A 26,560-nucleotide genomic window follows, 5' to 3' on the forward strand; every position below is an offset into this window, starting at 1 on the left:
CGTCGACTCAGGCGGACGCGCGCAGCCGCTCGCGCACCTCGCGGCGCTGCACCTTGCCGATGAGCGAACGCGGAAGGTCGTCCATCGCCTCGATGCGCCGCGGCACCTTGTAGGCGGCGAGGCGGGTGCGGCAGTAGTCGCGGAGCGCATCCGCATCCAGGTCCACCCCGTCCCGCAGCACGACGGCCGCCGCGACCTGCTCGGCACCGTCGGGTCGGGAGACGGCCACCACGGCCGCCGCGGTCACGTCCGGATGCGACTCGAGCACGCTCTCCACCTCCGAGGGCGCGACGTTGAAGCCGCCCGTGATGATGAGCTCCTTCAACCGGTCGACGATCGTGACGAATCCATCGGTGGAGACCGACGCGATGTCGCCCGTGCGCAGCCATCCGTCGGGGAGGAGAGTCGCCGACGTCTCCGCCGGCCGCCGCCAGTACCCCTGGAACACCTGCGGACCGCGGATGAGGAGTTCCCCGGCCTCCCCCGGCGCCCGATCGACCGTGGGGTCATCGGGGTCGACGACGCGGATCTCGGTGCTCGGGAACGGCACCCCGACGGTGCCGGGGCGGCGCGAGGGTCCGATCGGGTTGCCGAGGGCGACCGGGGACGTCTCCGTCATGCCGTAGCCCTCGACGAGCAGCCCGCCGCTGGCGTGCTCCCACTTGGCCACCGTCGCGATCGGGAGGCTCATCGCCCCGGAGATCGCGAAGCGCACGGTCGACAGGTCGATGGTGTTGCGGGATGCCGCACGGGCGAGCTGGTCGTAGATCGGCGGCACGGCGGGGAGGAAGGTCGGCGGGCTGTGGCGCGCCGCATCCGCCACCAGGCCGACATCGAACTTCGGGAACAGCACGAGTCGCGCACCGATGCTCATGGCGAACGTCAGGCAGAGCGTCATTCCGTAGGCGTGGAAGAGCGGGAGCACGCCGTAGAAGACCTCGTCGCCCTCGCGCAGCCCCGGCACCCACGCGCGGCCCTGCTCGGCGTTCGCGCGCAGGTTGCCGTGGGTGAGGATCGCGCCCTTCGGGGATCCCGTGGTGCCGCTCGTGTACTGCAGCAGCGCGATGTCGCGGACGGCCGGACGCGGATGCCGGCGCGACAACCGTCGGGACTGCACGAGCCGAGCCCACTCGAGCGGACGGCGGGCGGTCGGCTTCTGCGTGAGCTGCGCCCGAGCCGTGCGCGCCTTCGGAATCGGGAGGCGGAGTGCGAGGCGCTTGCCGAGCGGCAGCTCGGTGGTCAAGTCGACGCTGATCGTCTTCTCGAGCTGCAGGTCGGCCGGGAAAGCAGCCACGGTGTCGTAAATCTTGTCCCACACGATCGCGAAGCGCGCCTCGTGGTCCTCGAACTGGTGGCGCAGCTCGCGGGCGGTGTACAGCGGGTTGTGTTCGACGACGATCGCCCCGAGGCGCAGGATCGCGTAGAAGGCGACGACGTGCTGCGGGCAGTTCGGCAGCACGAGGGCGACGCGGTCACCGGCCGTGACGCCGAGACGCCGAAGCCCCTCCGCGGCGCGGTCGATCTGCTCGCCGAGCTCCCGATACGTCGTCACCGCGCCGAAGAACTCGAGCGCGGGCTTGCGCCCGTAGAGCCGGACGCTGGCGTCGATCATGTCGACCAGCGACTCGGTCGGATCCTCGATCGTTTCCGGGACGCCGGGCGCGTAGGCCTTCAGCCACGGCTTGGATGCGTAGGGGTTCGACTCGGAGTTCATGCCCCCATCCTCGCCGTCGACAGATGCATGCTCGGGCATATTGACAGATCGCGGGTCATCCCGAAGAGGGCGCCGCGATGGCAAGCCCCGGGACGGATCGCCGTGCGCATGCGAGGGTGGGTCCATGCGACGCATCGGTGCGATCTTCACCCCGTACTTTCCACCCGAGGCCCTGCGCGATGCCGCCGAAGCCGCCGACCAGGCCGGGGTTCCCGAGCTCTGGTTGTGGGAGGACTGCTTCCGAGAGTCGGCGTTCGCGGCCGCATCCGCGGTCCTCGCGTGGACGACGAGCCTACGGGTCGGCATCGGAGTCGCCCCGATGCCGCTGCGAAACGTCGCACTCACCGCCATGGAGATCGCCACCGTCGAGCGGCTCTTCCCGGGGCGGATCATTCCGGGCGTCGGGCACGGCGTGCTTCCGTGGATGGCGCAGGTCGGCGCCCGCGCGGCGTCGCCGCTCACGCTCATGCGCGAGTACGTGCCCGCGCTCCGGTCGCTGCTCGCCGGCGAAAAGGTGCAGACGGCGGGCCGATACGTCACTCTCGACGACGTGCGGCTGGACTGGCCGCCGCGGGTCGCCCCCCGCGTGCTGGTCGCCGGCGAAGGCCCGAAGACCGTGCGTCTCACCGGCGAGGTCGGCGACGGCACGATCCTCCCGGGCGGCAGCACCCCCGAACGGGTGACGCGCACGCTCGCCCTCGCGCAGGAGGGCCGCGCGTCCGCCGGGCGGGATGCCGCGCACGAGCTCGTCGTCTTCGTCCGCGCCGCGTTCGGCGGTGACGATGCGCGCGAGGCGCTCCGCACCGAGATCGCCGCGGAAGCCGGCGAGGTCGATGACGCCCTGATGATCAGCGGAGACGCGGATGCGGTCGCCGCGGGCATCGAACCCTTCTACGCGGCCGGCGCGACATCGGTCATCCTGCAGCCGATCTTCGCCGAGACAGACCTTCCCGGGTTCATGACGAACGCAGGGTCGGTGGCACGCCTCCTCGGGAGTTCGTGAGTCGCCGCCGCCGGAGCTGACCGCGGCGACCGGCCGTCGCGGAGACGCCGCCATCCGTCCGTCTGACCCGTAGTGCATGATGGGGTCAGCGTGACGGACGGGGGCCCGGGGATGACCACGCAAGACCGTACGTCGGACGGCTTCTCCGACCTGGCGCAGTGGATGGACGCGGAGGCGGATCCCGCCGCCGAATCGCCGGAAGACGCACGGCGGCGACGCCGTCGGCGGCGAACGGTGTGGATCGTCGCACTCGTTCTCGTCGCTATCGTGGTCGGGGTTCCCGGCGGCTACGTCGCGTGGGCGCTGAATGCTCCGCTGCCCCCGCCCACCGGGTCCGCGCAGGCACCGGCGGTGCCGGTCGGCGGGGCCGTGACCCTCGCCCTCCCGTCCGACGGGGCATCGGCGATCAGTGTCTCCGGCGCGGAGGCTTATCTCGGACCGGACGCGAGCGGCATCTGGGCGACGAGCGGCACGGATGAGGCCCGCCCGATCGGCAGCATCAGCAAGCTCATCACGGCGCTCGTCGTTCTCGACGCGAAGCCGCTGGCGAGCGCGGAAGACCCCGGACCCACGCTGACGTTCGACGAGGCCGACAACGATCTGTACGACAAGTACTACGTCATGGGCGCCACGATCGCCGCGATGCCGACCGGCAGCGCGATGTCGCAGCACGACGCCCTCGCGACCATGCTGCTGCCGTCGGCCAGCAACTACGCCGAGGCGGTGTCGACCTGGGCCTTCGGTTCGCAGGGCGCGTTCGTGAGCGCGACGAGGCGATGGCTCGCCGAGAACGGCATGACCGGCACGACGATCGTCGAACCCACCGGCATCAATCCGCGCAACAGCAGCACCAAGACCGATCTGCTCACGCTCGGCCGGCTCGCCGCCGCGCAGCCGGTGATCGCCCAGCTGGCGGCGACGAACTCGCTGACCGTTCCGGGCGCGGGGGTTCTGCACAACACGAATGACCTGCTGGGCGAGTCCGGAATCACCGGCTTGAAGACGGGGAACCTCGGCGAGAACAGCTACAACCTGCTCTACACCGCAACGCTCGATGCCGGGCCGGCAGGGCCACTCAGCGTCACGGGCGTGTCGCTCGGCGGGTTCTCGCACGACTCGGTGAACGCCGGCGTGCTCGCGCTGCTCGCCAGCATCCGCGGAGGATTCCACGATGTGACGGTGGCGACGGCCGGGCAGCGGATCGGTACGGTGCGCACCGAGTGGGGCGCGACGGCGGCGATCGTGATCGACGAAGACCGCTCGCTCTACACGTGGTCCGATACCCCCATCACCGTCTCGCTCCGCATCCCGGCCCTCGACGCACCGGGAGCCGCGGGGCCCGTGCTCATCGCCCCCGAGGACGGCGCCGTGATCGGAACGATCACGTGGACGGCCGGGCCGAACACGGTCGAGTCGGATGTGCGAATCGAGGGCACGATCGAGCAGCCGTCGGAGTGGTGGCGGCTCACTCACCCCGGCCAGCTCGGCAACGGGTAACGCCCGCGCGTCAGCCCTGCCGCCCCTTGAACCGGGGGTTGAGCTTGTTGATGACGAAGACTCGTCCGCGCCGACGCACCACCTGCGCGCCGGGCTGGTTCTTCAACGATTTGAGTGACGACCGAACTTTCACAGCGACTCCTTATTGATAATAGTTCTCAAGAAGAGACTATGCTGATCACTCGGCGGATGCGACGTCCGCCGCGAAGTGAGCCGTCAAGAGGAAGAGGTGCCGACATGGAGTCCGGCCCCATCGTGATCGTCGGCGTCTGCACGCCGGAACGTCGTCGATACGTGTCGCGCGCGGCTGCCGCGCTCAGCCTGCGGGTCGCGCACGCCGCCGGAGGGCGCGGGAGGACGGCGTCGCTGCCGACGAATCCGCACACCGTCAGCGCGGACGCGCAGCGCGGGATGCTGATCGACGCCGCGACCGACATCGAACTCGAGCACTTCCTCGTCTCGCCACGAGAACTCGTCGACGTCGTGTGCGTGGTCGATGCGGTGCACATGCTCGGCGACTTGCGCGACGACGTGCCCCTGATGGAGCACGCCCCGGCCGGCGATGACCGCGGCGACCACGGTTCACGCGCACGGCAGGCCGCATCCTTCATCGAAGCCGCGTCGCTCGTCGCCTTCGTGAACTGGGAAGAGGTCGAGACCGCCCGACTCGCGGTGCTCATGGCGCTCGCGTCACACCTGAACCCGACTGCCCGCATCCGGCTCAGCCGTCACCCCGCGGACGACGTGCGGTCGATTGCCGCCGCAGCGCCGACCGAGACCCCCTGGCAAATGCGCGCGGGGTGGGTGCAGGCGCTCAACAGCGAGCACGAACCGTTCATGACCGACCGGCGGGTGCAGACCTTCCGCTACGAACAGCTCCGCGCCTTCCACCCCGGCCGGCTTCGCGAGGTGCTCGACGACGACATCGACTCCGGCCGGATGGGGCGGGTGCTGCGTTCGGTCGGGTTCTGCCGACTCGCCACGCGACCGAACATCCTGGGGCGCTGGGAGCAGGTCGGATCCGCGATGTGGATCGATCCACTCGCCGAAGACGACGGCCTGCACACGGTCGGGCAGGAGATCGTCTTCACCGGACTCGACATGCATCCGCGCCGACTGCACGACGCCCTGGACCGCGCCGCGTTGACCGATGCCGAACTCGCGGGCGGTCCGGCGGTGTGGCGCCGCTTCGCCGATCCACTTCCACCGTGGCCGGTCGACACCTCGCGCACCGATCACTGACCGCGCGATCTGGAATCAACGGGCCCCGCGCTCCCACGCCTGGGTCGCGACCTGCACCGCATCCCACGGAGATCCGAGCGGTGGCGTGTACGAGAGATCGAGATCGCTCATCCCCGCGACGGTCATGCCGTGGTGGAGCGCGGTCGCGTAGGTGTCGACGCGTTTGGAGATCTCCGCCCCGCGGGCGCCGACGAGCTGCGCCCCGAGCAGACGACCATCGTCGGCATTGCCGGTGATCCGGATGCTGATGCGCGTCGCGCCCGGGTAGTAGCGCTTGTGGTCGTCGGCGATCGCCGTGTGGCTGCGCGGCGCGAAGCCGGCGTCTGCAGCGTCGTGGTCGCGGAGGCCGGTGCGGGCTGCCACGACGTCGAAGACCTTGACCACCTGGGTCCCGAGGCTCCCCACGAAGCGCGCGTCGCCCCCGATCGCGTTCTCACCGGCGACGCGACCCTGCTTGTGCGCCGTCGTGCCGAGCGGAAGATAGGTCGTCCCGAGCAGGCGGTGATGCGTGACGACACCGTCGCCGGCCGCCCACACGTGCGGCAGCCCGGTGCGCATCTGCGCGTCCACGACGACCGCGCCACCGGCGCCCGTTGTCGCCCCGGCGGCCGTCAGAAGGCGCGTGTTCGGGCGCACACCGACGACGACGAGAACGAGATCGGCGCTCCGGGCGAACGGCGCACCATCGCGGTCGCCAGCAACGGTGAGGCGCCCCGCCTCGCGGCCGACACGATCGATTCGCGTGCCGGTGATCACCTCGACACCGTGGCGGGTCAGTTCGTCGCGAACGAGCAGGCCGAGTTCGGGATCGAGTGTCGACAGCACTTCGGGTCCGCGCTGCACCTGGGTCACGCGGATGCCGCGCACCGTCAGGGCCTCTGCCATTTCGAGGCCCACGTAGCCGGCGCCGACGATGATCGCGGTCTCCGGCTGTCGTTCCTCGAGCGAGCGCTCCAGTGCGAACGTGTCGCCCATCGAGTGCAGCAGGTGCACGCCGTCGTCGGCGCCGAGCTCGTCGAGGCCCGCGATCCCGGCCGTCGACGGCCCGGCTCCGGTGCCGACCATGAGCGCGTCGTAGGCGATCGTCGACTCGGTCCCGGCCGCACCGCGCACCGTCAACGCCTGCCCGACGACATCGATGCCGGTGGCGAGGGTGTCGAGTCGCAGCCGCATCCCCGTCGCTTCGAGGTCGGCGTGCGTGCGATGCGCGAGCGATTGCCACGGCTGCACGTCCCGCGAGAAGTAGTACGGGATGCCGCAGATGGAGAAGTTCGGATACGCGTCCGCGACGACCACGGTCACATCGACCGACGGGTCGAGTTCTCGGGCGCGGAGAGCGGCGGAGATACCGGCGTCACTTCCGCCGATGGCGACGAGATGCATGGGAGGCCTTTCAGGACGGAGAGATGCGAGGGGCGACAGGGGCGCCCACCGCGCGTGCGGACGGCGGATAGAGCGCGCAGAAGAGGGCGAAGCCGATGGCGCCGCCAACGAGCTGTGCGAAGACGAAGGGAACGACGGATGCCGGGGCGATGCCGCTGAAGGTGTCGGTGAACATCCGCGCGACGGTGACGGCCGGATTCGCGAAAGAGGTCGAACTCGTGAACCAGTACGCCGCGCCGATGTAGGCACCGACCGCGGCAGCCGTCGCCGCCCCGCGCCCCGTGCAGGCGAGAGAGAAGATCAGCAGCACGAGCGCGGCCGTCGCGACGACCTCGGCGACGAAAGTCCCGCCCGTCGCCCGCGCGTTCGTCGAGAACGCCATCGGCGCGTCGAACATCACGCTGGCGAGAGCCGTACCGGCGATTCCGCCGCACATCTGCGCGAGCACGTACGGCGCGACCTCACGAAGCGGGAGGCCGTCGCGCGTCGCCCGACCACGCACCCAGTCGGCGATCGTGACGACGGGATTCAGATGCGCACCGGAGATCGGGCCGAACATGAGGATCAGGACGCCGAGCCCGAGCGCGGTGGCGAAACTGGTCTGCAGGAGCTGGAGCCCGACATCTCCCGGTGACAGCCGCTCTGCCGCGATGCCCGAGCCGACGACGACGGTCACCAACAGCCCGGTACCCAGAAACTCCGCCAGCACACGGCGCGCAAGGAGCGGTCGAGGGCGAGCAGCTGAGGGCGCGGTAGAGATCATGTCGCTGTCATCTTGACCCGGTAGACATCACTCAGTCAAGATTGAGTCAATGACTGCTGAGCAAACAGATTCCGTCGTCGAACGCGCTGCCACACACGCGGCGCTGGGAGACGCTTCGCGCCTGCGGGTCGTCGATCTGCTGACACTCGGCGATCTGTCCCCGACGGAGATCGGGACGACGCTCGAACTCCCGTCGAATCTCATCGCCCATCACCTCAACGTGCTCGAGTCCGCGGGGGTCATCACCCGAGGGCAATCCGAGGCCGACGGACGGCGAAGCTACGTGCGCCTCGCCGAGGGCGCGCTGCGCGACCTCGTTCCCGGGCGGGTGGCACGAGCGAGCCGTGTCGTGTTCATCTGCACCGCGAACTCCGCACGGTCGCAGCTCGCGGCAGCGCTGTGGGCGACGCACAGCAGCATCCCGGCGGTGTCCGGAGGCACGCACCCCGCGGAGCACATAGACCCGGGCGCACTCGCTGCGGCCCGCCGTCACGACCTCGCCCTGCCGCCGGGCGCTCCTCGGTCACTGAGTGCTGTCATCAGCGACGCCGACTTCGTGGTGACGGTGTGCGACAGAGCTCACGAAGAGCTCCGCACGCGCGACGAGGGAGAGGCCGGAGGCCGCCTGCACTGGTCGATCCCCGACCCCGTACGTGTCGGCAGCGAGGACGCATTCGACAGCGCCTTCGCCGAACTCGAGCGCCGCATCACGCACCTGGCGTCCGCGCTCAGCCCACGCTGAACGCGGACGCGGCGGGCCTTACCGTCAACGGATGCGGCTCTCGGAGGCGGATTCCGCCTTGCCGCGGATGAAGAACAGCACGATCAGCGCGGCGACGACGAAGACGATATTGAACGGTGCGGCCAGATCCAGAGCCGGGCTGTGCGCCGCACCCGTGCTCACATCGATGCCTCCGGTCGACAGGAACGTCGTCGGGTCGGTCAGGCCGTGGATCAGCATCGCCCACACGATGTTTCCCGTCGCCCGCATGACGAGGTACATCATCATGCCGAAGCCGAACGTGAAGACGACCGTGAGGGCGACGGTGAGCAGCGGCTGTCCGCTGAGCAGGTTGACGGTGTGCGACAGCGCGAAGAACAGCGACGACAGCGCGGCGACCGAGAGTTCACGGTGGCCGGCATCCCGCAGGATCTTGACGACGATGCCGCGGTAGAGGAACTCCTCGACGAACCCGATGACCAGGCCGACGAGAAGAGACGTGACGACCACACCGCCCGCGTAGGACGCGTAGTCGATCCCCACGAACCTCAACCCGATCGGGATGATCGCCAACACGACGAAGATCCACATCCACCACCGACCGCGCACCGGCTGCCGCGAGAACAGCGGTCGCAACCAGCCGACCGACGCAGCGAAGATGATGAGGATGATGGCCCCGACGATCAGGCTGGCACCGAGACCGAAGAACACGCTGGCCGGCGTCGCGAAGATGTTGGTCCGGTCGATCTGATCGCCCGCCACCGTCACCACGCCGAGGGCGGCGAGCTGGTAAAGCGCGAGGTAGACGACGATCAGAAGGACGGCCTTCCACCAGGTGCCCCTGGCCCAGAATCCCGCCCACGTCGACGTGTGTTCCCGCGCCATCAGGTCTCCCTCAGCCCTTATCGCCGGCACTCGCAGGCGCGCCCAACGTTAGCGGTACCCGTTCGCGTCTTGAACGGGCTCGACCGCATATGCCGAGCCCCCGTTAGCGTCCGTTCCGCCTGAAGAAGAAGAACGCCGCGAACCCGATGAGAGTGAACATCCCGCCGCCCGTCATCTCGAGCACACTCACGCGCACCGTCTCGGCGTTCGCGGAGGACAGTCCGACGACGAGCGTGACGACACCGACCAGCAGAAGGACCACACCGACGATGCCGAGGAGTGCGAATCTGCCGGGACTCATGGACGGAAGTGCCGCATGAGTTCGCAGACGAGAGTGGCACGCGGGAGCCTCTCCGCTCGTCGCGCGGGGGCGGCTGACAGGCTTGCATCGGGCACGCGCTCAGCGTATCTACCGATCGACCCTGACGACCTTGCTCATGCCCCGCCGCTGAGACGAGGATGAGGTGATGGGGGCATTCCACGACGATGGTGACGACGATCCCTGGCGCATGGAACACGCCATCGCACCTCGAGCAGCGGCGAAGGAAGCCGATTCGCCGATCACTGTCGCGACGACGATCGGACTCTGGTGCGTCCAACTGCTTCTCACGTTTCTGACGCTCGGGTGGATGTTCTTGTCCCAGCTCTCCATCGACAGCTGCACCCCGGCGGTGTGCGATTACGCGGCCTTCCTCGCCGCGGTCAATGTCTTCTACGCATCCGCAATCGTGCTGCTCGTGGCGACAACCATCGCCATATCCATGCGGAAGAGAATGGGGTGGGCGACTGTATGGATGGCGGCCGGCGGCATCCTTGTTCTCGTCGTGGCGCTGTGCTGGACGTACGCCATCAGCCGCGCGGCGTTAGATCTCCCGCTTTTCGGCCCCAGATCGTGAGTCGATGTTCCGGCTAGGGCAGAGGATTCCCTGTCAGGCGCTCGGCACAGCGTAACGCGAGAGAGAATTCCTGCCCACGGCGACTCCGTAAATGGCACCCCCGAGCAGCACACCGGCGGCGAGCGGCGCGTACATGTCGTCGGAAGCGTCAACACCACCCATGACCATCACGTACGTCGATCCGGCCGAACCGGCTGCGATGGCGGCAAGCACGGCAGCGGCGAGATACTCCGAACGGACGGCCAGGATCATGGCGCTCACCGTAAAGGACAAGGTTGCCATGAGCGTCCAGAACACGAGCGGGATGGGCGACAGGAACAAGAAGAGAATCAACCAGGTGCGGCTACCGAGCCACAACACCGCACCGAGCAGAAACGCGAGCCATTCCGAGACGTGGGTGAACAATGGCCGTGACAGAGCTGCCGCAGTCACGATGAGCACCAACCCCGCCACCTGCCAGGCGGTGTACACCCAAAGGCCCTGCGTCGTCATGTAGTCGATGCCGAGCGCGCCAATCAGCGCGCCACCTCCGAGAACAAGCAGCAATGCTGCGCTCGCTTCCCGCACCACGGATGTTCGTCTCATCAAAAGCCCACGCTAGTCCTTGTCCGCTCTCCGCTGGGCCCCCCTGTCGCGGAGACCGGAGCCGCGACAGGGGGCGCCCCGGCGCGGAGTGTGGGTTCGAAGAGATGAGTCGCTAATGCCCGCGCCGGGATGCGAGCAGGGTGACCGTGTCGTCCCACAGCTTGCGTTGCATCGACCGATCGTTGCCCGGCGTCGCGGGTGTGATCTCTTTGCGGCCGCGCAGGGTGACATACGCGGCCGTCTTCTGGGCGTACTCGGGCGCGGTCGCGAGCGCGACGATAAGATCGGCGCCGCGCGCGGGGTCGCCGATGCGGAGCGTCTTTAGGGCACGTTCGAGAGCGCCGGCGAAGCGCAGCTCTCGTCCAAGCCCGGTCACGTTGAATCCGGGGTCGAGGCAGTTGACTGTGATTTTGCTGTCCGCGAGCCGTCGCGCGAGTTCCATCGTGAACATGATGTTCATGAGCTTCGTTTTCCCGTAGATCGGCGAGGATCCGCGGGCGCTGAACTCCGTGGCGTCGGTGAGGTCGCCCGGGAGGCGAAGCGTGCCGTGCTTGCGGGATGCTTCGGATGCGACGTTCACGATGCGCGCGGAGGGTGCAGCCCGCAGGGCGGGAAGCAACGTGTCCGTAAGCACGAACGGTGCGAGATAGTTCACGGCCACCATCTCCGGGTATCCGTCTGAGGTGAACCTCGGCGCGAATGCATGGAGACCGGCGTTGTTGATCAGCGCATCGAGACGGCCATACCGCTCGCCGATCGATTCCCCGATCCGGCGTACGTCGTAGATTCGAGAAAGGTCTCCCAGGAAGATGTCGACCTGGGCTCCGGGCACAGCCTCCTGGATCTCCAGACGTGTCTCGGCGCCCTTCTGGTCGCTGCGGGCCGTCAGCGCCAACCGGAATCCGCGTCGAGCAAGATCTACGGCGGCAAGCCTTCCTAGGCCGCTCGTGGCTCCGGTGAGGGCGATTGTTCGTGTGTCAGTCATCAGTCGATTCCATTTCCGTGCGCGATTCGCGCTTACTCTGTGACGTAGGGGGGTTCGGCCTCGACAAGGTCAGCGTCTTCCTGATGTGCCGCACGGCTTCGGACGATGAGGGCGACGACTGCTCCTGCGGCAGCGATGGCCGCGGCGATGAGCATGGTGGTCTGCATCCCGGTGAGGAATGCCGCGTGAGTGAAGTCGCTGATGACGGACGCCAGTTCTGCATCAGCTCCTTCGGGAACAGGCACCACTCCGCCGGCCACAGCCGAGCCGCCGAACTGGTCGAGTGATGCGACGAGATCGGTGGGGAGCTCCGAATTGCGCAACAGTCCAGAGAACGCGCTGCTTGTGGCGGCGGCCATGACGCCGCCAAGGACCGCGACGCCGAGCGTTGCGCCGAGACGTCCCGCGGTCTGCTGAACACCAGCCGCAGCACCGGCCAGCGCGACGGGAGCGTTGCCCACTGTTGCGTTGACGGTCGCGGTCACCAGGAGCCCCAGCCCGAAGCCGATCAGTGCCAGGCCGATACCCACCTGGGCATATCCACCCTCGATCTGGGCGAACGACGTGGACACAAGGCCACCAGCAACAAGAAGGGAGCCGCCGAAGAGCGCCCAACGGTCACCGATGCGGGTAATTACCCGGCCGGAGAGGATCGCCCCGAAGAGCATGCCACCGCCGAGCGGGAGCAGCCACAGTCCGACGGTCGTTGGGGCGACGTGCTGAATCTGCAGCCAGAACAGCGAGACGACAAACAGCCCGCCGTTAAGTGCGAAGAATGCGAGCACACTCAAGATCGAACCCGCGGAGAACGAGCGGTCGCGGAACAGCGACAGGGGCACGAGAGGGTCTGCGGCGCGGGCCTCCACGATGACGAATGCGATCGCTGCACCCGATGCCACGGTGAGAAGCGTGACCGTCGACGGCGCGCTCCACCCGGTGGTCGGTGCATCGATGAGCGCGTACACAATGGCGCTGAGGGACACGATGAGGAGGATCGTCCCGGCAATGTCGAAACGAGCGGCCGTGCGGATACGTACTTCTCTCAGCGCCACTGACCCGACGATGAGACAGACGACGGCAACAGGCACGTTGAGGAACATCGTCCACCGCCATCCGCCAGCCTGCACGATGGCGCCGCCGACGATTGGTCCGGCGGCGATGGAGAGCCCCTGAACCGAGTTGAACAGGCCGATGGCTCCTGGCAGGCGCGGCTCGGGAACGTTCGCCCGGAGCAGGGACAGCGCGTTGGTCGTCAAGAATCCGCCGAACACGCCCTGCGCGACGCGCAGCCCGACGATAAGGGCAATCGGCGAAGACAGTCCGATGAGCAGTGACGTGAGCCCGAATCCTGCGATTCCGATGAGGAATATCCGGCGCCGACCGAACCGGTCACCGAGCTTTCCCGCCAGGACGAGAGATCCCGTGAGCCCGAGGAGGTAGGCCGTGGTCACCCACTGCAGATCTGACAACCCGACGCCGAGGTCCGAGGCGATATCACCGTTCGCCACAGCAAGGATCGTCGTTGCCAAGCCGGGCATCAGCGCACCCAGGGTGACGGCAAGGAGCTGAGCGCGGCCACCCCGCGTTGGTTGCGCAGCATCGATCATGGAGGAGCCTCTCGAGTAGTTTGCAAATCCCCATCACTGTAAGTGTTATTGTTTGTAAATGCAAACCACCTCCGATCCGCAGCCGCAGGACCGTCACCGCTTGGAACTCGCGCTCGGCGAGGAGATCAACGCCCTCCTGAGTGCTACCCGGGCGTTGAGCGAGCGCAGTGCAGCGCATTTTCATGAAGGGCTCCAGCCCGCCGCCTTCCACATCGCTCGTTGGCTGCATGCATTCGGACCGGCGAAGCCCAGCGTCATCGCAGACGCAGTGGGGATGGACCGGAGTTCGACGAGCACCCTGATCAGCAAGATGCGAGCCCTCGGCCTCCTCACGAGCTCCCCAGACCCTGCCGACCGTCGCGGGGTGATTGTCACCCTCACCGCGACCGGCGAGGCTCGGGTAGCGGAGACATTGGAGGAACGCGGCGCGGAGTTCTCCGGGAGGACCCGGGACTGGTCCACAGATGAACTGTCGCAACTGGTGGCACTGCTCCACCGGCTTATCGCCGGTGACGAGTGAGGAGGAGAACTACGTCCCCGCCGTCTGCGAAGGACGTCCCGACAGGGCTCGAATAGGAAACGCAAAAACCCCCGGAATCACCGGGGGTTTTCATCTGTAGCAGGAGCGGGGCTTGAACCCGCGACCTCACGATTATGAGTCGTGCGCTCTCACCAACTGAGCTACCCTGCCGCATGGCATTCGATGTACGGATGTTGCGAGCCCCGAGACAGGATTGAACTGTCGACCCCTTCCTTACCATGGAAGTGCTCTACCACTGAGCTATCGGGGCGATCCCCGGACCTGAATCCGGGCAACCAGAAAAGTTTATCAGAGCCAACGCCCGGCGCCGAACCGGATCGGACTCAGCCGCCGGCGTGCTCGCGCAGCCAGGGCTCGGGGTCGATCGCGGTCGTGCCGTTCTGCAGCACCTCGAAGTGCAGGTGCGCCCCGAACGAGTGGCCCGTGTTGCCGACGAGGCCGATGATCTGCCCCACCTTGACGGTCTCGCCGGTCTTCACGCGGAGCGAGCCGTACTGCATGTGCCCGTAACGGGTGGAGACCAGCTGACCATCGATCACGTGGTCGATGATCACCATCACGCCGTACCCGCCGCCGCTCTCGGTGGCGATGCGCACGGTTCCGTCAGCGACGGCCTGGATCTGTGCCCCCGCGCCGGGCGTGAAGTCCATGCCCTCGTGCATCGTGCCGCTACGCATTCCGAAGCCGTAGCTGATCGACACACCCACCGGGAACGGCCACTGGATGGCCGACTTCGGGTCGTTGGTGAAGTAGTCCGAGAAGTGGCTGATGCCGGATGCGGCAGCGATCTCCGCGTTCAGCTGAGCGGTCGACGCCGTCGAATACTGGTCGCTGCGGTCGAGCGCGGTCGTCTGTGCGTCTGCCGGTGCCACGTACGCCTGGATCTCATCATCCGAGATCGACGACGCGGTGCCCGAGGCGATCGACATCGACGACGCGGCCACATCATTGCCCGCCGCGGCGACGGCCTCGGCGGGGGTCGTGAGCCCGACGGCGAGAAGACCGACGATGCCCATGACGCCGACGGATGCGGATGCAGCGGTGGCGCGCTTGAACGACGCGCCACTGAACCGGCGGCGACGGGGAGCGGCGGTCTCGGCCGGCTCGATAGCGGGCTCGTCAGCGATTGCGGCCGCGGCAACCTGGATCGGGGTCTCCCCCGTGAAGGCGAAGAGCCGCGCGGCGGCCTCGAACTCGTCGACGATCGCGTGCGCCTCGGCGTCGTCCACCAGAACGGCCTCGGTGAACGCGGCCTCCTCGGCTTCTGCGGCAGTGACCTCGGGAACGAGAATCTCGGCGGACGGCGACGCAGCGGTCAGGTCGGCAGGGGCGGCGACGGCGACCATCGGCGGCGCGCTCTCGGCGGCCGGCGCGTCATCGATCGCGTCCCGCGCCACCTCGACGGGCACAGCTTCTGCATCGGCGGCGAGCACCGCGGGGTTCTCGTCCGCGATCGCCGCTGCCGCCGCGGCCCGCAGGGCGCGCTCGCGCAGCTGCTTCCGGGTCGGGGCACCGGAGACGGTCGGACGCACGTCGTCTGCGACGGCGGAAGCGGAAACGGCGAAGTCGGCCGCGGGCGGCTGCGGCGCGTCGGCCGGCGAGGCCCCGGCGGAGCGGGGCTGCGCCCAGAACGTCGCGGGACGGGATGCGGCCGTGCGCGTACGGCGGGCGTTCGTCGCATCCGGGGTCTCCGAGACGATCGCAGGCGCTGCCTGCTGCCGGCTGGAGCGCCGGGTGGGCGCGGCGTCAGCCTGGTGGTTCTCGGTTGTCAACGCGTGTATAGCCTCGGTCGGGTCGCATCGGGACGCGACGAACTCGTCAAAATGAAGGAGGTGCTCATCCTCGGCTTTCGGGTGCCGAAGATAACGAATAGGTAAACACTAACGCGGGCAGGCTGAGAATGCCATCCGGGCCGGTCACGCCGAGACGACGTCGGTGAGCCGTTCGAAGAACTCCGGTGCTGCCGCGATGGTCATCGTGCGGCTCGGCCGCTCCCCCGCGTACCCACCGACGCGACCGCCTGATTCTTCGACGATGAGCGCGCCCGCGGCATGATCCCACGGGTGCAGCCCGCGCTCGTAGTACGCGTCGATGCGCCCGGCGGCGACGCCGGTGAGGTCGAGGGATGCCGCCCCGATCCGCCGGATGTCGCGGGCGAGCGGCATGACGGTCTGCAGGCGAGCGAGGTCTCCGGCGTGCGTTGCCGGGTCGTATCCGAAGCCCGTGGCGATCAGCGCGCCGGCCGCAGACGGCTCGGCGACCTGCAGACGACGGTCACCTTCGATGGCCGAACGGAGCTCGGCGCCCTCGCCGCGCGCGGCCGTGAACAGCTCATCGACGGCGGGGTTGAAGACGGCACCGGCGAGCGCCGACCACTCCGCGGGCGTCGCCGGGCCGCTGACGGCCGCGATGCTCACCGCATACGCGGGAATGCCGTAGGCGTAGTTCACGGTGCCGTCGATCGGGTCGACGACCCACGTGATGCCGCTCCCGGACGCACTCGCATCGGACTCCTCGCCGAGGAACCCGTCGCCGGGGCGCTCGGTGGCCAGGCGCGCGCGGATCAGGTTCTCGACCTCGCGGTCCGCATCCGTCACGATGTCAGCCAGCGCCGACTTCGTCGCGGCGATCCTCACACCCTCACGACGACGGCGAGCGGCGAGCGCGCCGGCTTCGCGGGCGATGTCGATGGCCAGGGACTGGAGCTCGAGCGGAGTCGTCATGCCCCCACGCTACCGGCGCTCCACCCCGGGTCAGCGCGGCGGCAGCGGGGGCGGCGGCGGGACGTCGGAGTAGCCGGCCGGCGGCTGGGCCGGCGCAGGTGCGGCCGGCGCGGGAGCCTCCGCGGGGGCCGGGGCGTGAGCCTCCGCGGGGGCCGGGGCGTACGCATCCGGAGCGGGAGTCTCGGCGGGGGCGGCGAGCGGCGCCGCGGGGTGCACGTAGCCCGTCGGGTAGCCGGTGTAGTAGGCCTGCCAGTCGGGCGAACCGTCGGGCAGGACGGGCAACGGCGTCACGCCGTCGACGAAGGTGGGCCAGGTCTGGCCGCCGCTCGCTCCCGCGGTGCGCGGACGCTTCGGGGCGAACAGAACGTTCACGAGCGGAACGAGCGCCGTACCGACCGCCGCAAGGATCGACACCGCGACCACGATGCGCCAGTAGAGATCGTCGAACTCGAAGTACTCGCGCACGGTGAGCGGGACGATCAGCAGAAGCGTCAGGATCGTCACGAGCGCGATCGTGGTGTACCCCGCCGCCAGGTTGAAGGTCGTCGGCGCCCGGAAGATCGCCCGAGTGTAGAGGCGCACGTGCAGCACGGCGAGCTGCACGATGAGCGCGACCAGCAGGAACGACAGGAATCGCGTGAGCCCGATGGGCTCGTACGACATGAACGAACGGTCGGGCATCCAGATGAGGACGGCACCGACCAGCAGGATGAGCACCCACGCTGCCATGCTCACGAGCGCAAACCACGCCGGCCGGTTCGGGGCGAGGTGCGCGTCGAGGATCGCCGCGCCGGCGAAAGCCGCGAGCAGCAGGATCGTCAGGAACGCCCGCCCGACGATGCCGTTCTGCGTGCCGACGAGCACCCAGACCACACTGACGAGCGCCGCAGCGATGAGCGCACCGATCGCGACCCAGATCGCGATCCGCACGAGGCGGGAACTGCGGTCATCGGTCGGTGGCGCGGTGGGCGTGGGGTTCGGCACGGTCATGTCGCAGATGCTCCCTCTGCAGGCTGGCGCCCGCCCTGTCATCCTGGCATGCCGGGTCGGAAGCCGCCGACGGCTTGTGGATCACGCGCTAATCCGCCTCGCGACCGCATCCGGTGAGCGTCGCGACCGCATCCGGGTCAGCGTTGCGACCGCATCCGGGTCAGCGCCGCGAGAGGCGACGGGCGAGCAGAACGCCGACCGTGCCCAGCACCGCGGCGACGAGCATGGCGGATGCCGACACCGCGGTCGTGTGCGCGGGACTCGTCGCACCGCCGCTCACGGCGCCGAGCCAGGGCCCGGTGGCGATGCCGATATTGAAGAAGACGACCACGCCGGCGCTCGCGAGCGGCCGGGTGCGCTCGGTCGACGTGCGCATCAGGATCGCATTAAGAAGCGGGAAGACCGCGCCGAACATGAGACCCCACACGATGAACCCGACGATCACCGCGGGCAGGGAGCCGGCCGCAACCGTGAGCAACACGAACGCCGCGGTGAACACCACCAGGACGATGCTGAGCGAGCTCCGCGGGAACCGGTCGGCGAGATAGCCGGCGAGCACGACGCCGAGCAGTCCGGCGGCACCGTAGATGAGGAGCAGTCCGGCCGCCCACTCCGGCTCGATCGACGCGGCGATCGACAGGTAGGGCCGCACGTAGGTGAACGACGCGAACTGGGCCATCGCGATGAGCACGGCGGCGAGGCTGAAGACGAGAATCGCGGGGGTCGACGGATCACGCCAGAACCCGCCGCGATTCGCCTGTCGCACGGTCTCGGCCGACGTCGCGCGCGCCGGAAGCGAACGGATGATGACGACCGCCAGCACCGCGGCGACGAGCGAGAGCAGCACGAACGCGGGCCGCCACCCGACCGCCTGCGCCAGCAGTGTCGCCGCCGGAAGGGTGAGGGCCGTGGCGAGCGTGCCGCCCGCCGTGACGATGGCGAGGCCGCGCCCGAGATAGGTGGGAGAGAGCAGCGAGGTCGCGTAGACGACGACGACCGACCAGAAGACCCCGTGCGCGACCGCCGCGACGACGCGGGTCGCGATCACGAGGCCGTAGTCGGGGGCGAACGAGGTGGCGAGGTTTGCGACCGCGAAGACGGCGAGCGCGATCCCGAGCACGAGTCGACGGTCACGAGCGGCGAGAAGGCGCGCCAGCGGCAGACTCGTGACGATCACCGTCAGCGCCCACACCGAGATGAGCGAGCCGATCTGTTCGGGGCTCACGCGAAGGTCGTCGGCCATCTCCGGCAGAAGCCCGGCGGGCAGCGATTCCGCGGTCACCGTCACGAGCACCGCGGCCGACAGCACCAGCAGCGCGCGCAGCGGCATCCGCGGTGTCGTCGACACGGTCGGCACCGAGGCCGTGGAAGAAGTCATGTGTCGAGCGTAAACTTTGACATCAGTGTCAATGTCAACTCGCGAGGCGGTGGCGATGAAAATCGGTCAGGTCGCAGAGCTCACCGGTATCCCGACGCGGATGCTGCGTTACTACGAACAGCAGGGGCTGCTCGCCTCCGAGCGCAGCCTCAACGGCTACCGCACCTACACCGAGACGGACGTGGAGCGGGCGACGCGCGTGCGCGCGCTCATCCAGTCGGGCCTGTCGACGCGGATGGCGAAGATCGTGCTCGACCTCGAGGATCAGAACGAGCGTGCCGTTCCGCCCGAATGCTCGGTGCCGCTGGCGCAAGAGCTCGCCGCCGAACTCGACGCACTCGACAGCCGGCTCAGCTGCCTCACGCGCAGCCGCGACGCTCTCGCGCGCTACCTGCAGCGCGCAGCGCCCGACGGCGTCGCTACCTCGTGAGTGTCGGGCCGTTCACCACGGCACTCACGGCATGAAGAAAGGCCCCCGCGATGCGAGGGCCTTTCTTCGTTTGGTGGCAGGTGAGGGATTCGAACCCCCGAATGCTGAGCAGTCTGATTTACAGTCAGATCCCTTTGGCCGCTTGGGTAACCTGCCAGGTGCGCACCCGCCCGGCTTATGCAGTCGACCAGAGGCGCGATTGACAATCCTACCTGCAACCTGGCGCGCATCGAAATCCGATCCGCGCACACCGGGCTCGCGGGCGATCAGCTGCCCGGACGCTCCGGATCCAGGCCCGTGAGAGCCGACGGGAGCCGCAGAAGCGCACCCTCGAAACGGCACGTTGCGGCGGCGACATCCATGGCTCGTTCGAGGAGCGCCGCCCATTCCGCAGCGGATGCGGGGTGCTCGGCCAGCAGCGTCGCCACCGCCGACGACAGCACCGCATCCCCCGCGCCCATCGTGTCGACGATCGGGCCCGGCGCGGCGGCGATCGGGCGGGTGACATCGACACCCGCGGCGACCACGCCGGCACCGCCCGCGCCCCGAGTGGTGAGCACCGCGACGGCGCCGTCGGCACGCAGACGGTCGCGGAGCGCGTCGAGATCGCCGCCGTAAAGCAGGTCGGCGTCGTCCTCGCCGACCTTCACGAGGTCGGCCATTCGGGCGACCGCCTCGAAACCGCGCACGAAGCGGTCGCGGTCGTGCATCATGCCCTCGCGCGGGTTCGGATCGATCGCGACGAGGCCGTCCGCATCCGCGAGGGCCGAGGCGAGCTCCGCCGTCTGCTCCTCGTCGTCGAACGGCATGCAGCTGACCACGGTGATCGCGGCTCCCGCTATCGCGGCGCGCTCGGCCTCACCGAACCGCACCCGCCGAGCCTGCGCCGCGTCGTTGAACACGTAGACCGGTTCGCCGCCGGGCCCGCGCGTGCTGGTCGCGCGGGAGCTGCCGAGCGGCGAGATCGTCGCGATCAGCGCCACGCCGTAGTCATCGAGGTACGAGCGAATCTGCGCGCCCGCCTCATCGTCGCCGACCATCGCAATGAGGGTCGCGGGAAATCCGAGCCGGGCGAGGCCGACCGCCACGTTCAACGCGGCGCCGCCGACGAACTCGCGCGAGCCCTCCGCATCCTGGATCTCATCGATGAGTGCGTCGCCGATGACGACGACGGGTCGCACGCTCGCCATGTCTACATCCCCCGTCCGGCGACGCGGTCGATGAATGCCTCCGCGCGGCGCCTGGTGCCGTCGATGCGCCGGTCGACGCTCGCTCGGATCTCGCTCGGCGCCAGCGGAGCCGCCAGGCGCACGTTCTCGTGGCACGAGAGGTCGGCGCACATGTACGTTCCGACACTGTCGCCGTGTCCGCCGGCATCCCCGGCCTTACGCGCGGTGAAGAGCGTCACCTGGTCGGCCGGCTGCATCGTGTGGCAGACGTTGCACATCGCCGAACGGGCCGAGCTCGACCCGTCGGCCGCGCGCAGCAGAATCCCCACCGCTTCACCGTCCCGGTCGGCGACGAGGTACGCGCGTCCGCGGCTGCGCGGATCCCGCCACGCGAGAAAGTCGAGGTGGTCCCAATCCGCGAGCACGAAGTCGAGCGGGATCGCCGCGACCCGGCGCTCGTCTGCATCCGCATTCACCAGCGCGGCGCGCAATTCATCCTCGGTCAGTGCCCGCATCCGCACAGTCTATGAACGCGGGTGCGCGCGGGCGACTCCGGATGCGGAACCCGCCCGCCCGGTAGAATCGCGGCATGGCTGACTCCAGTTTCGACATCGTCTCCAAGATCGACCGCCAGGAGGCGGACAACGCACTGAACCAGGCCCGTAAAGAGGTCGAGCAGCGCTACGACTTCAAGGGCGCGGATGCCTCGATCGAGTGGAGCGGCGAAGCTGTGCTCATCAAAGCGAACAGCGAAGAGCGCGCGAAGGCCGTTCTCGACGTCTTCCAGACCAAGCTCATCAAGCGCGGAATCTCGCTGAAGAGCCTTGAGACGGGCGAGCCGATGCCGAGCGGCAAGGAAGTGCGCATCACCTCGACCCTCAAAGAGGGCATCACGCAGGAGAACGCGAAGAAGCTCGGCAAGATCCTGCGTGACGAGGGCCCGAAGTCTGTCAAGTCGCAGATCCAGGGCGACGAGCTGCGTGTGCAGTCGAAGAGCCGCGACGACCTGCAGGAGGCCCAGCGTCTGCTGAAGGCCGCCGACCTCGATTTCGACGTGCAGTTCACCAACTACCGCTGAGCCAGCCCACGACCGGGTGCCACGCGACCACGCCCCGCGGACCGCATCCGGGGTCGTCGACGACCGCCGCTCAGGCCAGCAGGTGTTCGAGCAAGATTTTCGTGCCGATGCCGATCAGCACGATGCCGCCGCCGATCTCGGCCGCTTTCTGGAACCGGGTTCCCACCCGGTGTCCGATCGCGACACCCAGGAACGAGACGGCGAACGTGATGACGCCGATGAGCGCCACGGCGGGCACGATGTCGACGTCGAGGAACGCGAAGCTGATTCCGACCGCGAGCGCGTCGACGCTGGTCGCGACACCGAGCAGGACCAGTTCGCGGGGGCGAATCCGGCCGTTCGGCGCGGCGTCGGGGTGAGCCCGGAACGCCTCCCAGAGCATCCTTCCGCCGATGAGCGCGAGCAGCCCGAAAGCGATCCAATGGTCGACCGGAGCGATGAAAGTGCTGAACTGCGCCCCCAGCACGAACCCGAGCAGCGGCATGAGCGCCTGGAAGAGCCCGAACGTCAGCGCGACGATGAACGCGTCCCGGTACACGTGCCGCGTGACGCGCACGCCCTGCGACAGCGAAACCGCGAAGGCGTCGGCGGAGACACCCACCGAGACGACGAGCAGAGTGAAGAAGGACATGGTCGCCTTTCCGACGTGCCCGGCGCGACAAACCCGACACGTCGATGGTGTCGAGAGTCTCGTTCACCCGGAATCCGGGCGGCGCACCGGGTGAGGCCGATCTCACCAGCATGTCGACACGCTCTGCGGGAACTACTCCCTCTCGGTGAACCATCCTGGCAACTCCGGGGCGAACTTTTCGTTCGGTGCCCCGAAAGCGATGACGCCCGCGGGCGCCCGCTCGCTCGGCGATCCCGCGTGTCAGGCGCTCTCACTCATCGCGGCCACCTCGGCGACGATGCGCGGATCGGCCAGGATGCGGAAATGCCCACCGGTGTCGAGCTGCACATTCTTCGCTCCGGCGAGCGCGCTCCCGCCCGGGATGTGCGGGTCGAACCGCCCGTAGACCGAGACGATCCGCGCGTTGACGGCCGTCTGCTGTCCGAGGAGCAGGATCGTCTCATCACGCGGCGAGAAGATACGGAGCGAGCGCGACACCGCGAGATACCGGGCGTACACGGAGCCACCGAACGGCGCCGCGACGGTCACCATCCCCCGGATGCGACCGGATGCGGCGCCGAACGCCATCACGTGCTTGCCGATCAGCCCGCCCTTGCTATGCGCGACGAGCACGACGTCGCGCAGGTCGCGCTCGGCGAGATAGTCGACGACCCGCGCGGCCCCCTCGGGCACGGGCTGCAGGTTCGAGCGGAGCGGATCCAGCACGTGCACGGGATGGCCGCGATCGTGCAGAGCGACGATCAACGGCTGCAGGAACCGCCAACTCTCGTACACGCCCGGGATAACGACGATCGGTACACCGTCGCCGGTGCGGAATCCCGCCGGATCCGTGCGGCCGAAGAACGCCCGTACCTGCCAGACGATCGCGTACGCGTAGTCGCGGATCCACCACCCGAGGTTGCGCGCGAGGGTGATCACCGCGGCACCGGAGGGAGTGCGGCATCCGGGCCGATGGCGGCATCCGCATCCGCGAATGTCCGGATCGCGGAGGCGACGGCGCGCGGGGCGGAGTGCTGCGCGTAGTGCGGACGACGAGGGATCTCGACCAGGTGCGCATCCCGCGCGCTGTCGCGCACCTCGCGGCTCCAGCGTCTTCCCGCCACCGGGTCCCATCCCCCGCGGATGACGAGAAGAGGCATCCGGAGCACAGCGGTCCGCTCCTCGAGCGGGTACGCCAGCATCGCCCGCAGCTGAGTCACGAACCAGGGCAGCCCGCACCGGATGTAGTCGGCCACGACGATCGCGTTCGTCGCCGGACGCTCGCGAGTGGAGTCGACGGCGAGCGCGAGCCCCTGCGCGAGCGCGGTGCGGTGACGCACGTCGGCGGCCGGGCCGATCACGACGACGCGCGACACGAGGTCGGGGCGCTGCACCCCGAGCTCGGTCACCCACTGCGCGCCCATCGAGTGGCCGACGGCGACGATCCGCTGCGCGCCCAATCCATCGATCACACGTCCGAGAGCGGCCGCCATCGTCGGCACATCGAGTTCACCGGCCGGCCGGGGCACCCCGCCGAAGCCCGGCAGATCGATCGTGTGCACGGTCGCGTGGGCGGCGAGAGCGGCGTGCAGTCCTTCGAGCGAGCGGTGCGACATCCCTATCCCGTGCACCAGCACGTAGACGGGGGCGCCGGGTGCACCCCTCGAGGAGAAGACGCGGAACTCGCGCCCCTGGGGATCGACGACGCGCGCGGGCTGCATCCCCCGATCATGCGCCTCGCCGCGGCGCACCGGGCGGGCATGCGTCCGATGCGGCATCCGTGCTAGAAGGCCAGGCACGACTGGTGCTTCGGATACGGCGGACGCTGGGGCTGCGGCCGGCCCTGCTTCGAGCGCGGGCGCGTCGCGATGCTACCGGGGCAGCCCGGCGGCCCAGTCCGCGACCACCCGGTACGCGCTCGCCCGAGGTTCCGGCGCCGACAGGAACACGTCGTGGATGGCCCCGTCGATGCGGGCGACGGTCACGAGCGGCCCGATCCGGAGCGCGGCCCGCGCGATCTCATCGTCCACGAGCACCGAGTCGGTGGAGGTCATCTCCGGCAGCCACCGCACCGGCGGAGTCGACCGCGCGGAGAGCACCACGAGCGCCGGAGCGCCGACATCGACACCGTCCGCGATGGTGGCGTGCCCGACGAGAATAGCGTGGAACCAGCCCGGATGCGTCGGAAAACCCTGTGGGGGCCGCCACTCCGACTGATACTCCGGCGTCGGGATGACGCCCAACTCCGTCTGCGCTCGCGTGTAGAACCCGAGGTCGACGACCGGATGCTGCCCTCGCGGCTGGTAGCGCGCACGCGCCGCCACGAGCGGAGCGATCGCCTGCCGGGCGAGCGCCCCGACCTGCAGTTCGAGCCAGGGACTGTTCAGAATCAGCGCGGCGACGCGCCCGTGATTCCGCGCCGCCCAGAGCGTCAGAGTGAGCCCGCCGGTCGAGTGCCCGAGCAGCATGACGCGCCGCCGCATCCGTCCGCGCTGCCCCATCGCCTCGAGCGCGAGTTCGATGTCTTCGTCGTACTCGTCGAGCGAATCCGCGTAGCCCGGGATCTGCCCGGGCCGCAGGCTCCGCCCGTACCGGTGCAGATCGAGCGCGTAGAAGCGGGCACCGAGTCGATTCCAGAACTGCGCGAGTTCCTTCTGGAAGAAGTAGTCCGACCATCCGTGCACGTACAGGATGTCGACGTCGCGCAGCGGAGCGGTCCAGGAAGCGAGCGGATGCGGCAGGCTCCGCACCAGCGTCGCGACGAGCTGGCCGTGCTCACCCGGGAGCGCGAGCGGCAGCGTCAGCTGCTCGAACCCCGCCCCGAGCAGGTCGGGGCTCCACCCGTCACGCATGCCGTCAGCCTAGCGGCGCCCTCCGCCGCCGACGCCGACCCACCCCCTTACGCCCGACCCACCCCTGTAATACCTGCGTAAAGGGGGGCGGGTCGGAGAGAAGGGGGTGGGTCGGCGACCGAGCGGGTCACTCGCCTCGCGACACGTTCACCATCTCGGCGCGATCGACGACTTTGATGCGGGCGCGAGCGTGCGGTTCGCCGAGGGCGACCTCGTGCTCATCGAGACGGTGCCAGCCCTCGAGGTCGGTCCAGCGCACGCCGCGTTCGGCCAGGAGCGCGGGAATCGACTCTTCCGACGGGTCCTCCGGCTGCCACCACGAACCCTGCCCGTTGATGACGTGCCGCACGGTCTCCATCGCGTCGGACTTCGTGTGGCCGATGAGCCCGACCGGACCGCGCTTGATCCAGCCGGTCGCGAAGACGCCCGGCACGATCTCGTTCGAATCCGGATGCAGCGCCTGCCCCTCCTGGTTCGGGATCACGCCGTGCCGCTCGTCGAACGGCACCCCCGGCAGCGGCGAACCGAAGTAGCCCACCGCACGGTAGAGCTGCTGGATTGGCAGCTCGCGGAGCTCGCCGGTACCGGTCACACCACCCTCGCCATCGGGACGCGTGCGCTCGTAGACCAGCGCAGACACCCGACCGTCGGCATCCTTCTTCACCTCGACGGGCTTCGCCCAGAAGTGCAGGTGCAGACGCCGCGAGGCCTCGCCGCCGGCGTTGTTGACACTCGGGCGCTTCCGCCACGACTGCAGCACGCGGTCGATGACCATGATCTGCTTGTTGCTGGCGATGGCGTTCTTGGTCGCCTCGTCGTAGTCGAAGTCCTCGTCGTAGACGACCATGTCGACGTCGCGCAGTTCGCCGAGCTCGCGGAGTTCGAGCGGCGTGAACTTCACCTGGGCGGGTCCGCGCCGGCCGAACACGTGGACGTCCGTGATCTCGGATGCGGCGAGCCCGGCGTGCACGTTCTCGGGGATCTCGGTGGGGAGCAGGTCTTCGGCGTGCTTGACCAGCATCCGGGACACATCGAGGGCAACGTTGCCGACACCCACCACGGCGACGGACTGCGCGTCGAGCGGCCACGTGCGCGGCACATCGGGGTGACCGTCGAACCAGCTGACGAAGTCGGCGGCGCCGAATGAGGAGTGCGCGTCGATGCCGGGGATGTCGAGGTCGGCATCCCGGATCGCGCCCGTCGAGAAGATCACCGCGTTGTAGTGCTTCTTGAGGTCGTCGAGCGTGATGTCCTGCCCGAAGCGCACGTTGCCGAACAGCCGGATGTCGCCACGGTCGAGCACATCGCGAAGGGCCGTGATGATGCCCTTGATGCGCGGATGGTCGGGGGCGACGCCGTAACGGACGAGTCCGTAGGGTGCGGGCAGCTGCTCGAAGAGGTCGATCGAGACGTCGAACGCCCGCTCCGCCTTCAGCAGCAGGTCTGCGGCGTAGATCCCCGCGGGACCTGCACCGACGATCGCCAGCCTCAGCTTGCTCATGGGTGTC

General features: G+C 68.8%; 28 protein-coding genes and 3 tRNA genes. 8 read left to right on the plus strand and 23 right to left on the minus strand.

Going from position 1 to position 26,560, the window contains the following annotated elements:
- Positions 1 to 7: 7 nt before the first annotated feature.
- Positions 8 to 1,714: a long-chain-fatty-acid--CoA ligase gene (locus tag LQ938_RS12585; RefSeq protein ID WP_223722723.1), complete on the minus strand. Its 1,707-nt coding sequence runs from the start codon at positions 1,712 to 1,714 to the stop codon at positions 8 to 10.
- Positions 1,715 to 1,838: 124 nt separating this feature from the next.
- Between LQ938_RS12585 and LQ938_RS12590 the strand changes: the two genes are divergently transcribed.
- Both LQ938_RS12590 and LQ938_RS12595 read left to right on the plus strand, forming a co-directional pair.
- The gene (locus LQ938_RS12590; RefSeq protein ID WP_223722722.1) at positions 1,839 to 2,717 is read left to right on the plus strand and encodes an LLM class flavin-dependent oxidoreductase; all 879 of its coding nucleotides are present in this window, start codon (positions 1,839 to 1,841) and stop codon (positions 2,715 to 2,717) included.
- 111 nt (positions 2,718 to 2,828) lie between these two features.
- Positions 2,829 to 4,214 carry a D-alanyl-D-alanine carboxypeptidase family protein gene (locus tag LQ938_RS12595; RefSeq protein WP_223722721.1) on the plus strand — a complete coding sequence of 462 codons (1,386 nt, stop codon included), beginning with the start codon at positions 2,829 to 2,831 and terminating at the stop codon, positions 4,212 to 4,214.
- A gap of 10 nt (positions 4,215 to 4,224) precedes the next feature.
- On the opposite strand, the gene ykgO is transcribed toward LQ938_RS12595, so the two are convergent.
- On the minus strand, positions 4,225 to 4,347 hold the full coding sequence (gene ykgO / locus LQ938_RS12600; protein ID WP_223722720.1) for a type B 50S ribosomal protein L36: 123 nt from the start codon (positions 4,345 to 4,347) through the stop codon (positions 4,225 to 4,227).
- A 104-nt stretch (positions 4,348 to 4,451) separates the two neighbouring features.
- On the opposite strand from ykgO, the gene LQ938_RS12605 reads away from it, so the two are divergent.
- Positions 4,452 to 5,456 (plus strand): GTP-binding protein, encoded by a 1,005-nt coding sequence (locus LQ938_RS12605; protein ID WP_223722719.1) that lies wholly within the window; start codon positions 4,452 to 4,454, stop codon positions 5,454 to 5,456.
- A 15-nt stretch (positions 5,457 to 5,471) separates the two neighbouring features.
- Here LQ938_RS12605 and LQ938_RS12610 read toward each other — a convergent pair whose 3' ends face one another.
- Positions 5,472 to 6,839 carry an FAD-dependent oxidoreductase gene (locus LQ938_RS12610; RefSeq protein ID WP_223722718.1) on the minus strand — a complete coding sequence of 456 codons (1,368 nt, stop codon included), beginning with the start codon at positions 6,837 to 6,839 and terminating at the stop codon, positions 5,472 to 5,474.
- 10 nt (positions 6,840 to 6,849) lie between these two features.
- On the minus strand, positions 6,850 to 7,602 hold the full coding sequence (locus LQ938_RS12615; protein ID WP_223722717.1) for an MIP/aquaporin family protein: 753 nt from the start codon (positions 7,600 to 7,602) through the stop codon (positions 6,850 to 6,852).
- Positions 7,603 to 7,651: 49 nt separating this feature from the next.
- Here LQ938_RS12615 and LQ938_RS12620 point away from each other — a divergent pair, with 49 nt between their 5' ends.
- The gene (locus LQ938_RS12620; RefSeq protein ID WP_223722716.1) at positions 7,652 to 8,344 is read left to right on the plus strand and encodes an arsenate reductase/protein-tyrosine-phosphatase family protein; all 693 of its coding nucleotides are present in this window, start codon (positions 7,652 to 7,654) and stop codon (positions 8,342 to 8,344) included.
- Positions 8,345 to 8,368: 24 nt separating this feature from the next.
- On the opposite strand, the gene LQ938_RS12625 is transcribed toward LQ938_RS12620, so the two are convergent.
- Both LQ938_RS12625 and LQ938_RS12630 read right to left on the minus strand, forming a co-directional pair.
- Positions 8,369 to 9,208 (minus strand): CPBP family intramembrane glutamic endopeptidase, encoded by an 840-nt coding sequence (locus tag LQ938_RS12625; RefSeq protein ID WP_223722715.1) that lies wholly within the window; start codon positions 9,206 to 9,208, stop codon positions 8,369 to 8,371.
- Positions 9,209 to 9,311: 103 nt separating this feature from the next.
- The gene (locus LQ938_RS12630; RefSeq protein WP_223722714.1) at positions 9,312 to 9,509 is read right to left on the minus strand and encodes a hypothetical protein; all 198 of its coding nucleotides are present in this window, start codon (positions 9,507 to 9,509) and stop codon (positions 9,312 to 9,314) included.
- Between the two features lie 166 nt (positions 9,510 to 9,675).
- On the opposite strand from LQ938_RS12630, the gene LQ938_RS12635 reads away from it, so the two are divergent.
- A complete protein-coding gene (locus LQ938_RS12635) occupies positions 9,676 to 10,104 on the plus strand; it encodes a hypothetical protein (RefSeq protein WP_223722713.1) in 429 nt (142 codons plus the stop codon).
- 33 nt (positions 10,105 to 10,137) lie between these two features.
- On the opposite strand, the gene LQ938_RS12640 is transcribed toward LQ938_RS12635, so the two are convergent.
- From LQ938_RS12640 to LQ938_RS12650, 3 genes are all read right to left on the minus strand, one after another.
- Complete coding sequence (locus LQ938_RS12640; RefSeq protein WP_223722712.1) at positions 10,138 to 10,689, minus strand: hypothetical protein; 552 nt, start codon at positions 10,687 to 10,689, stop codon at positions 10,138 to 10,140.
- Positions 10,690 to 10,801: 112 nt separating this feature from the next.
- A complete protein-coding gene (locus LQ938_RS12645; protein ID WP_223722711.1) occupies positions 10,802 to 11,674 on the minus strand; it encodes an SDR family NAD(P)-dependent oxidoreductase in 873 nt (290 codons plus the stop codon).
- Between the two features lie 32 nt (positions 11,675 to 11,706).
- A complete protein-coding gene (locus LQ938_RS12650; RefSeq protein ID WP_223722710.1) occupies positions 11,707 to 13,281 on the minus strand; it encodes an MFS transporter in 1,575 nt (524 codons plus the stop codon).
- Positions 13,282 to 13,339: 58 nt separating this feature from the next.
- Between LQ938_RS12650 and LQ938_RS12655 the strand changes: the two genes are divergently transcribed.
- Positions 13,340 to 13,801, plus strand: a complete 462-nt coding sequence (locus LQ938_RS12655) for a MarR family winged helix-turn-helix transcriptional regulator (protein WP_223722709.1) — start codon at positions 13,340 to 13,342, stop codon at positions 13,799 to 13,801.
- Positions 13,802 to 13,898: 97 nt separating this feature from the next.
- On the opposite strand, the gene LQ938_RS12660 is transcribed toward LQ938_RS12655, so the two are convergent.
- The 6 genes from LQ938_RS12660 to LQ938_RS12685 form a co-directional block, all read right to left on the minus strand.
- Positions 13,899 to 13,972, minus strand: a tRNA-Met gene (locus LQ938_RS12660).
- A 28-nt stretch (positions 13,973 to 14,000) separates the two neighbouring features.
- Positions 14,001 to 14,072: transfer RNA gene (locus LQ938_RS12665), tRNA-Thr, on the minus strand.
- 73 nt (positions 14,073 to 14,145) lie between these two features.
- Positions 14,146 to 15,594 (minus strand): M23 family metallopeptidase, encoded by a 1,449-nt coding sequence (locus LQ938_RS12670; RefSeq protein WP_223722708.1) that lies wholly within the window; start codon positions 15,592 to 15,594, stop codon positions 14,146 to 14,148.
- Positions 15,595 to 15,738: 144 nt separating this feature from the next.
- Positions 15,739 to 16,545 (minus strand): inositol monophosphatase family protein, encoded by an 807-nt coding sequence (locus LQ938_RS12675; protein WP_223722707.1) that lies wholly within the window; start codon positions 16,543 to 16,545, stop codon positions 15,739 to 15,741.
- 30 nt (positions 16,546 to 16,575) lie between these two features.
- Positions 16,576 to 17,535 (minus strand): hypothetical protein, encoded by a 960-nt coding sequence (locus tag LQ938_RS12680; protein ID WP_223722706.1) that lies wholly within the window; start codon positions 17,533 to 17,535, stop codon positions 16,576 to 16,578.
- Between the two features lie 160 nt (positions 17,536 to 17,695).
- Positions 17,696 to 18,913 (minus strand): MFS transporter, encoded by a 1,218-nt coding sequence (locus tag LQ938_RS12685; protein ID WP_223722705.1) that lies wholly within the window; start codon positions 18,911 to 18,913, stop codon positions 17,696 to 17,698.
- Between the two features lie 55 nt (positions 18,914 to 18,968).
- Between LQ938_RS12685 and LQ938_RS12690 the strand changes: the two genes are divergently transcribed.
- Complete coding sequence (locus LQ938_RS12690; RefSeq protein WP_223722704.1) at positions 18,969 to 19,343, plus strand: MerR family transcriptional regulator; 375 nt, start codon at positions 18,969 to 18,971, stop codon at positions 19,341 to 19,343.
- 71 nt (positions 19,344 to 19,414) lie between these two features.
- Here LQ938_RS12690 and LQ938_RS12695 read toward each other — a convergent pair.
- The 3 genes from LQ938_RS12695 to LQ938_RS12705 all read right to left on the minus strand — a co-directional run bounded on the left by LQ938_RS12695 (position 19,415) and on the right by LQ938_RS12705 (position 21,027).
- Positions 19,415 to 19,499, minus strand: a tRNA-Tyr gene (locus LQ938_RS12695).
- Positions 19,500 to 19,609: 110 nt separating this feature from the next.
- Entirely contained in the window at positions 19,610 to 20,533 is a 924-nt protein-coding gene (locus LQ938_RS12700) for a PfkB family carbohydrate kinase (RefSeq protein ID WP_223722703.1), read from the minus strand.
- 2 nt (positions 20,534 to 20,535) lie between these two features.
- Positions 20,536 to 21,027, minus strand: coding sequence for an FBP domain-containing protein (locus LQ938_RS12705; protein WP_223722702.1), 492 nt, complete (start codon positions 21,025 to 21,027; stop codon positions 20,536 to 20,538).
- Between the two features lie 74 nt (positions 21,028 to 21,101).
- Between LQ938_RS12705 and LQ938_RS12710 the strand changes: the two genes are divergently transcribed.
- Entirely contained in the window at positions 21,102 to 21,590 is a 489-nt protein-coding gene (locus LQ938_RS12710) for a YajQ family cyclic di-GMP-binding protein (RefSeq protein WP_223722701.1), read from the plus strand.
- A gap of 70 nt (positions 21,591 to 21,660) precedes the next feature.
- Here LQ938_RS12710 and LQ938_RS12715 read toward each other — a convergent pair whose 3' ends face one another.
- The 5 genes from LQ938_RS12715 to LQ938_RS12735 all read right to left on the minus strand — a co-directional run bounded on the left by LQ938_RS12715 (position 21,661) and on the right by LQ938_RS12735 (position 26,553).
- A complete protein-coding gene (locus tag LQ938_RS12715) occupies positions 21,661 to 22,221 on the minus strand; it encodes a manganese efflux pump MntP (protein WP_223722700.1) in 561 nt (186 codons plus the stop codon).
- 240 nt (positions 22,222 to 22,461) lie between these two features.
- A complete protein-coding gene (locus LQ938_RS12720) occupies positions 22,462 to 23,139 on the minus strand; it encodes an esterase/lipase family protein (RefSeq protein ID WP_223722699.1) in 678 nt (225 codons plus the stop codon).
- Positions 23,136 to 23,921: an alpha/beta fold hydrolase gene (locus tag LQ938_RS12725; protein ID WP_223722698.1), complete on the minus strand. Its 786-nt coding sequence runs from the start codon at positions 23,919 to 23,921 to the stop codon at positions 23,136 to 23,138. Before LQ938_RS12725 ends, LQ938_RS12720 begins: the two co-directional genes overlap by 4 nt.
- Positions 23,922 to 24,071: 150 nt before the next feature.
- Positions 24,072 to 25,052 (minus strand): alpha/beta hydrolase, encoded by a 981-nt coding sequence (locus LQ938_RS12730; protein WP_223722697.1) that lies wholly within the window; start codon positions 25,050 to 25,052, stop codon positions 24,072 to 24,074.
- Positions 25,053 to 25,179: 127 nt separating this feature from the next.
- Positions 25,180 to 26,553, minus strand: a complete 1,374-nt coding sequence (locus tag LQ938_RS12735) for an FAD-dependent oxidoreductase (protein ID WP_223722696.1) — start codon at positions 26,551 to 26,553, stop codon at positions 25,180 to 25,182.
- Between the last annotated feature and the right edge of the window lie 7 nt (positions 26,554 to 26,560).

The organism is Microbacterium sp. cx-55 (genome assembly GCF_021117345.1).
GTDB lineage: Bacteria > Actinomycetota > Actinomycetes > Actinomycetales > Microbacteriaceae > Microbacterium.

Excerpts from the sequence above, each read along its gene's own strand:
- LQ938_RS12585 (WP_223722723.1), bottom strand. The coding sequence starts at position 1,714 with ATGAACTCCGAGTCGAACCCCTACGCATCCAAGCCGTGGCTGAAGGCC.
- LQ938_RS12590 (WP_223722722.1), top strand. The coding sequence starts at position 1,839 with ATGCGACGCATCGGTGCGATCTTCACCCCGTACTTTCCACCCGAGGCC.
- LQ938_RS12595 (WP_223722721.1), top strand. The coding sequence starts at position 2,829 with ATGACCACGCAAGACCGTACGTCGGACGGCTTCTCCGACCTGGCGCAG.
- LQ938_RS12605 (WP_223722719.1), top strand. The coding sequence starts at position 4,452 with ATGGAGTCCGGCCCCATCGTGATCGTCGGCGTCTGCACGCCGGAACGT.
- LQ938_RS12610 (WP_223722718.1), bottom strand. The coding sequence starts at position 6,839 with ATGCATCTCGTCGCCATCGGCGGAAGTGACGCCGGTATCTCCGCCGCT.
- LQ938_RS12615 (WP_223722717.1), bottom strand. The coding sequence starts at position 7,602 with ATGATCTCTACCGCGCCCTCAGCTGCTCGCCCTCGACCGCTCCTTGCG.
- LQ938_RS12620 (WP_223722716.1), top strand. The coding sequence starts at position 7,652 with ATGACTGCTGAGCAAACAGATTCCGTCGTCGAACGCGCTGCCACACAC.
- LQ938_RS12625 (WP_223722715.1), bottom strand. The coding sequence starts at position 9,208 with ATGGCGCGGGAACACACGTCGACGTGGGCGGGATTCTGGGCCAGGGGC.
- LQ938_RS12630 (WP_223722714.1), bottom strand. The coding sequence starts at position 9,509 with ATGAGTCCCGGCAGATTCGCACTCCTCGGCATCGTCGGTGTGGTCCTT.
- LQ938_RS12635 (WP_223722713.1), top strand. The coding sequence starts at position 9,676 with ATGGGGGCATTCCACGACGATGGTGACGACGATCCCTGGCGCATGGAA.
- LQ938_RS12640 (WP_223722712.1), bottom strand. The coding sequence starts at position 10,689 with ATGAGACGAACATCCGTGGTGCGGGAAGCGAGCGCAGCATTGCTGCTT.
- LQ938_RS12645 (WP_223722711.1), bottom strand. The coding sequence starts at position 11,674 with ATGACTGACACACGAACAATCGCCCTCACCGGAGCCACGAGCGGCCTA.
- LQ938_RS12650 (WP_223722710.1), bottom strand. The coding sequence starts at position 13,281 with ATGATCGATGCTGCGCAACCAACGCGGGGTGGCCGCGCTCAGCTCCTT.
- LQ938_RS12655 (WP_223722709.1), top strand. The coding sequence starts at position 13,340 with ATGCAAACCACCTCCGATCCGCAGCCGCAGGACCGTCACCGCTTGGAA.
- LQ938_RS12675 (WP_223722707.1), bottom strand. The coding sequence starts at position 16,545 with ATGACGACTCCGCTCGAGCTCCAGTCCCTGGCCATCGACATCGCCCGC.
- LQ938_RS12680 (WP_223722706.1), bottom strand. The coding sequence starts at position 17,535 with ATGACCGTGCCGAACCCCACGCCCACCGCGCCACCGACCGATGACCGC.
- LQ938_RS12685 (WP_223722705.1), bottom strand. The coding sequence starts at position 18,913 with ATGACTTCTTCCACGGCCTCGGTGCCGACCGTGTCGACGACACCGCGG.
- LQ938_RS12690 (WP_223722704.1), top strand. The coding sequence starts at position 18,969 with ATGAAAATCGGTCAGGTCGCAGAGCTCACCGGTATCCCGACGCGGATG.
- LQ938_RS12700 (WP_223722703.1), bottom strand. The coding sequence starts at position 20,533 with ATGGCGAGCGTGCGACCCGTCGTCGTCATCGGCGACGCACTCATCGAT.
- LQ938_RS12705 (WP_223722702.1), bottom strand. The coding sequence starts at position 21,027 with ATGCGGGCACTGACCGAGGATGAATTGCGCGCCGCGCTGGTGAATGCG.
- LQ938_RS12710 (WP_223722701.1), top strand. The coding sequence starts at position 21,102 with ATGGCTGACTCCAGTTTCGACATCGTCTCCAAGATCGACCGCCAGGAG.
- LQ938_RS12715 (WP_223722700.1), bottom strand. The coding sequence starts at position 22,221 with ATGTCCTTCTTCACTCTGCTCGTCGTCTCGGTGGGTGTCTCCGCCGAC.
- LQ938_RS12725 (WP_223722698.1), bottom strand. The coding sequence starts at position 23,921 with ATGCAGCCCGCGCGCGTCGTCGATCCCCAGGGGCGCGAGTTCCGCGTC.
- LQ938_RS12730 (WP_223722697.1), bottom strand. The coding sequence starts at position 25,052 with ATGCGTGACGGGTGGAGCCCCGACCTGCTCGGGGCGGGGTTCGAGCAG.
- LQ938_RS12735 (WP_223722696.1), bottom strand. The coding sequence starts at position 26,553 with ATGAGCAAGCTGAGGCTGGCGATCGTCGGTGCAGGTCCCGCGGGGATC.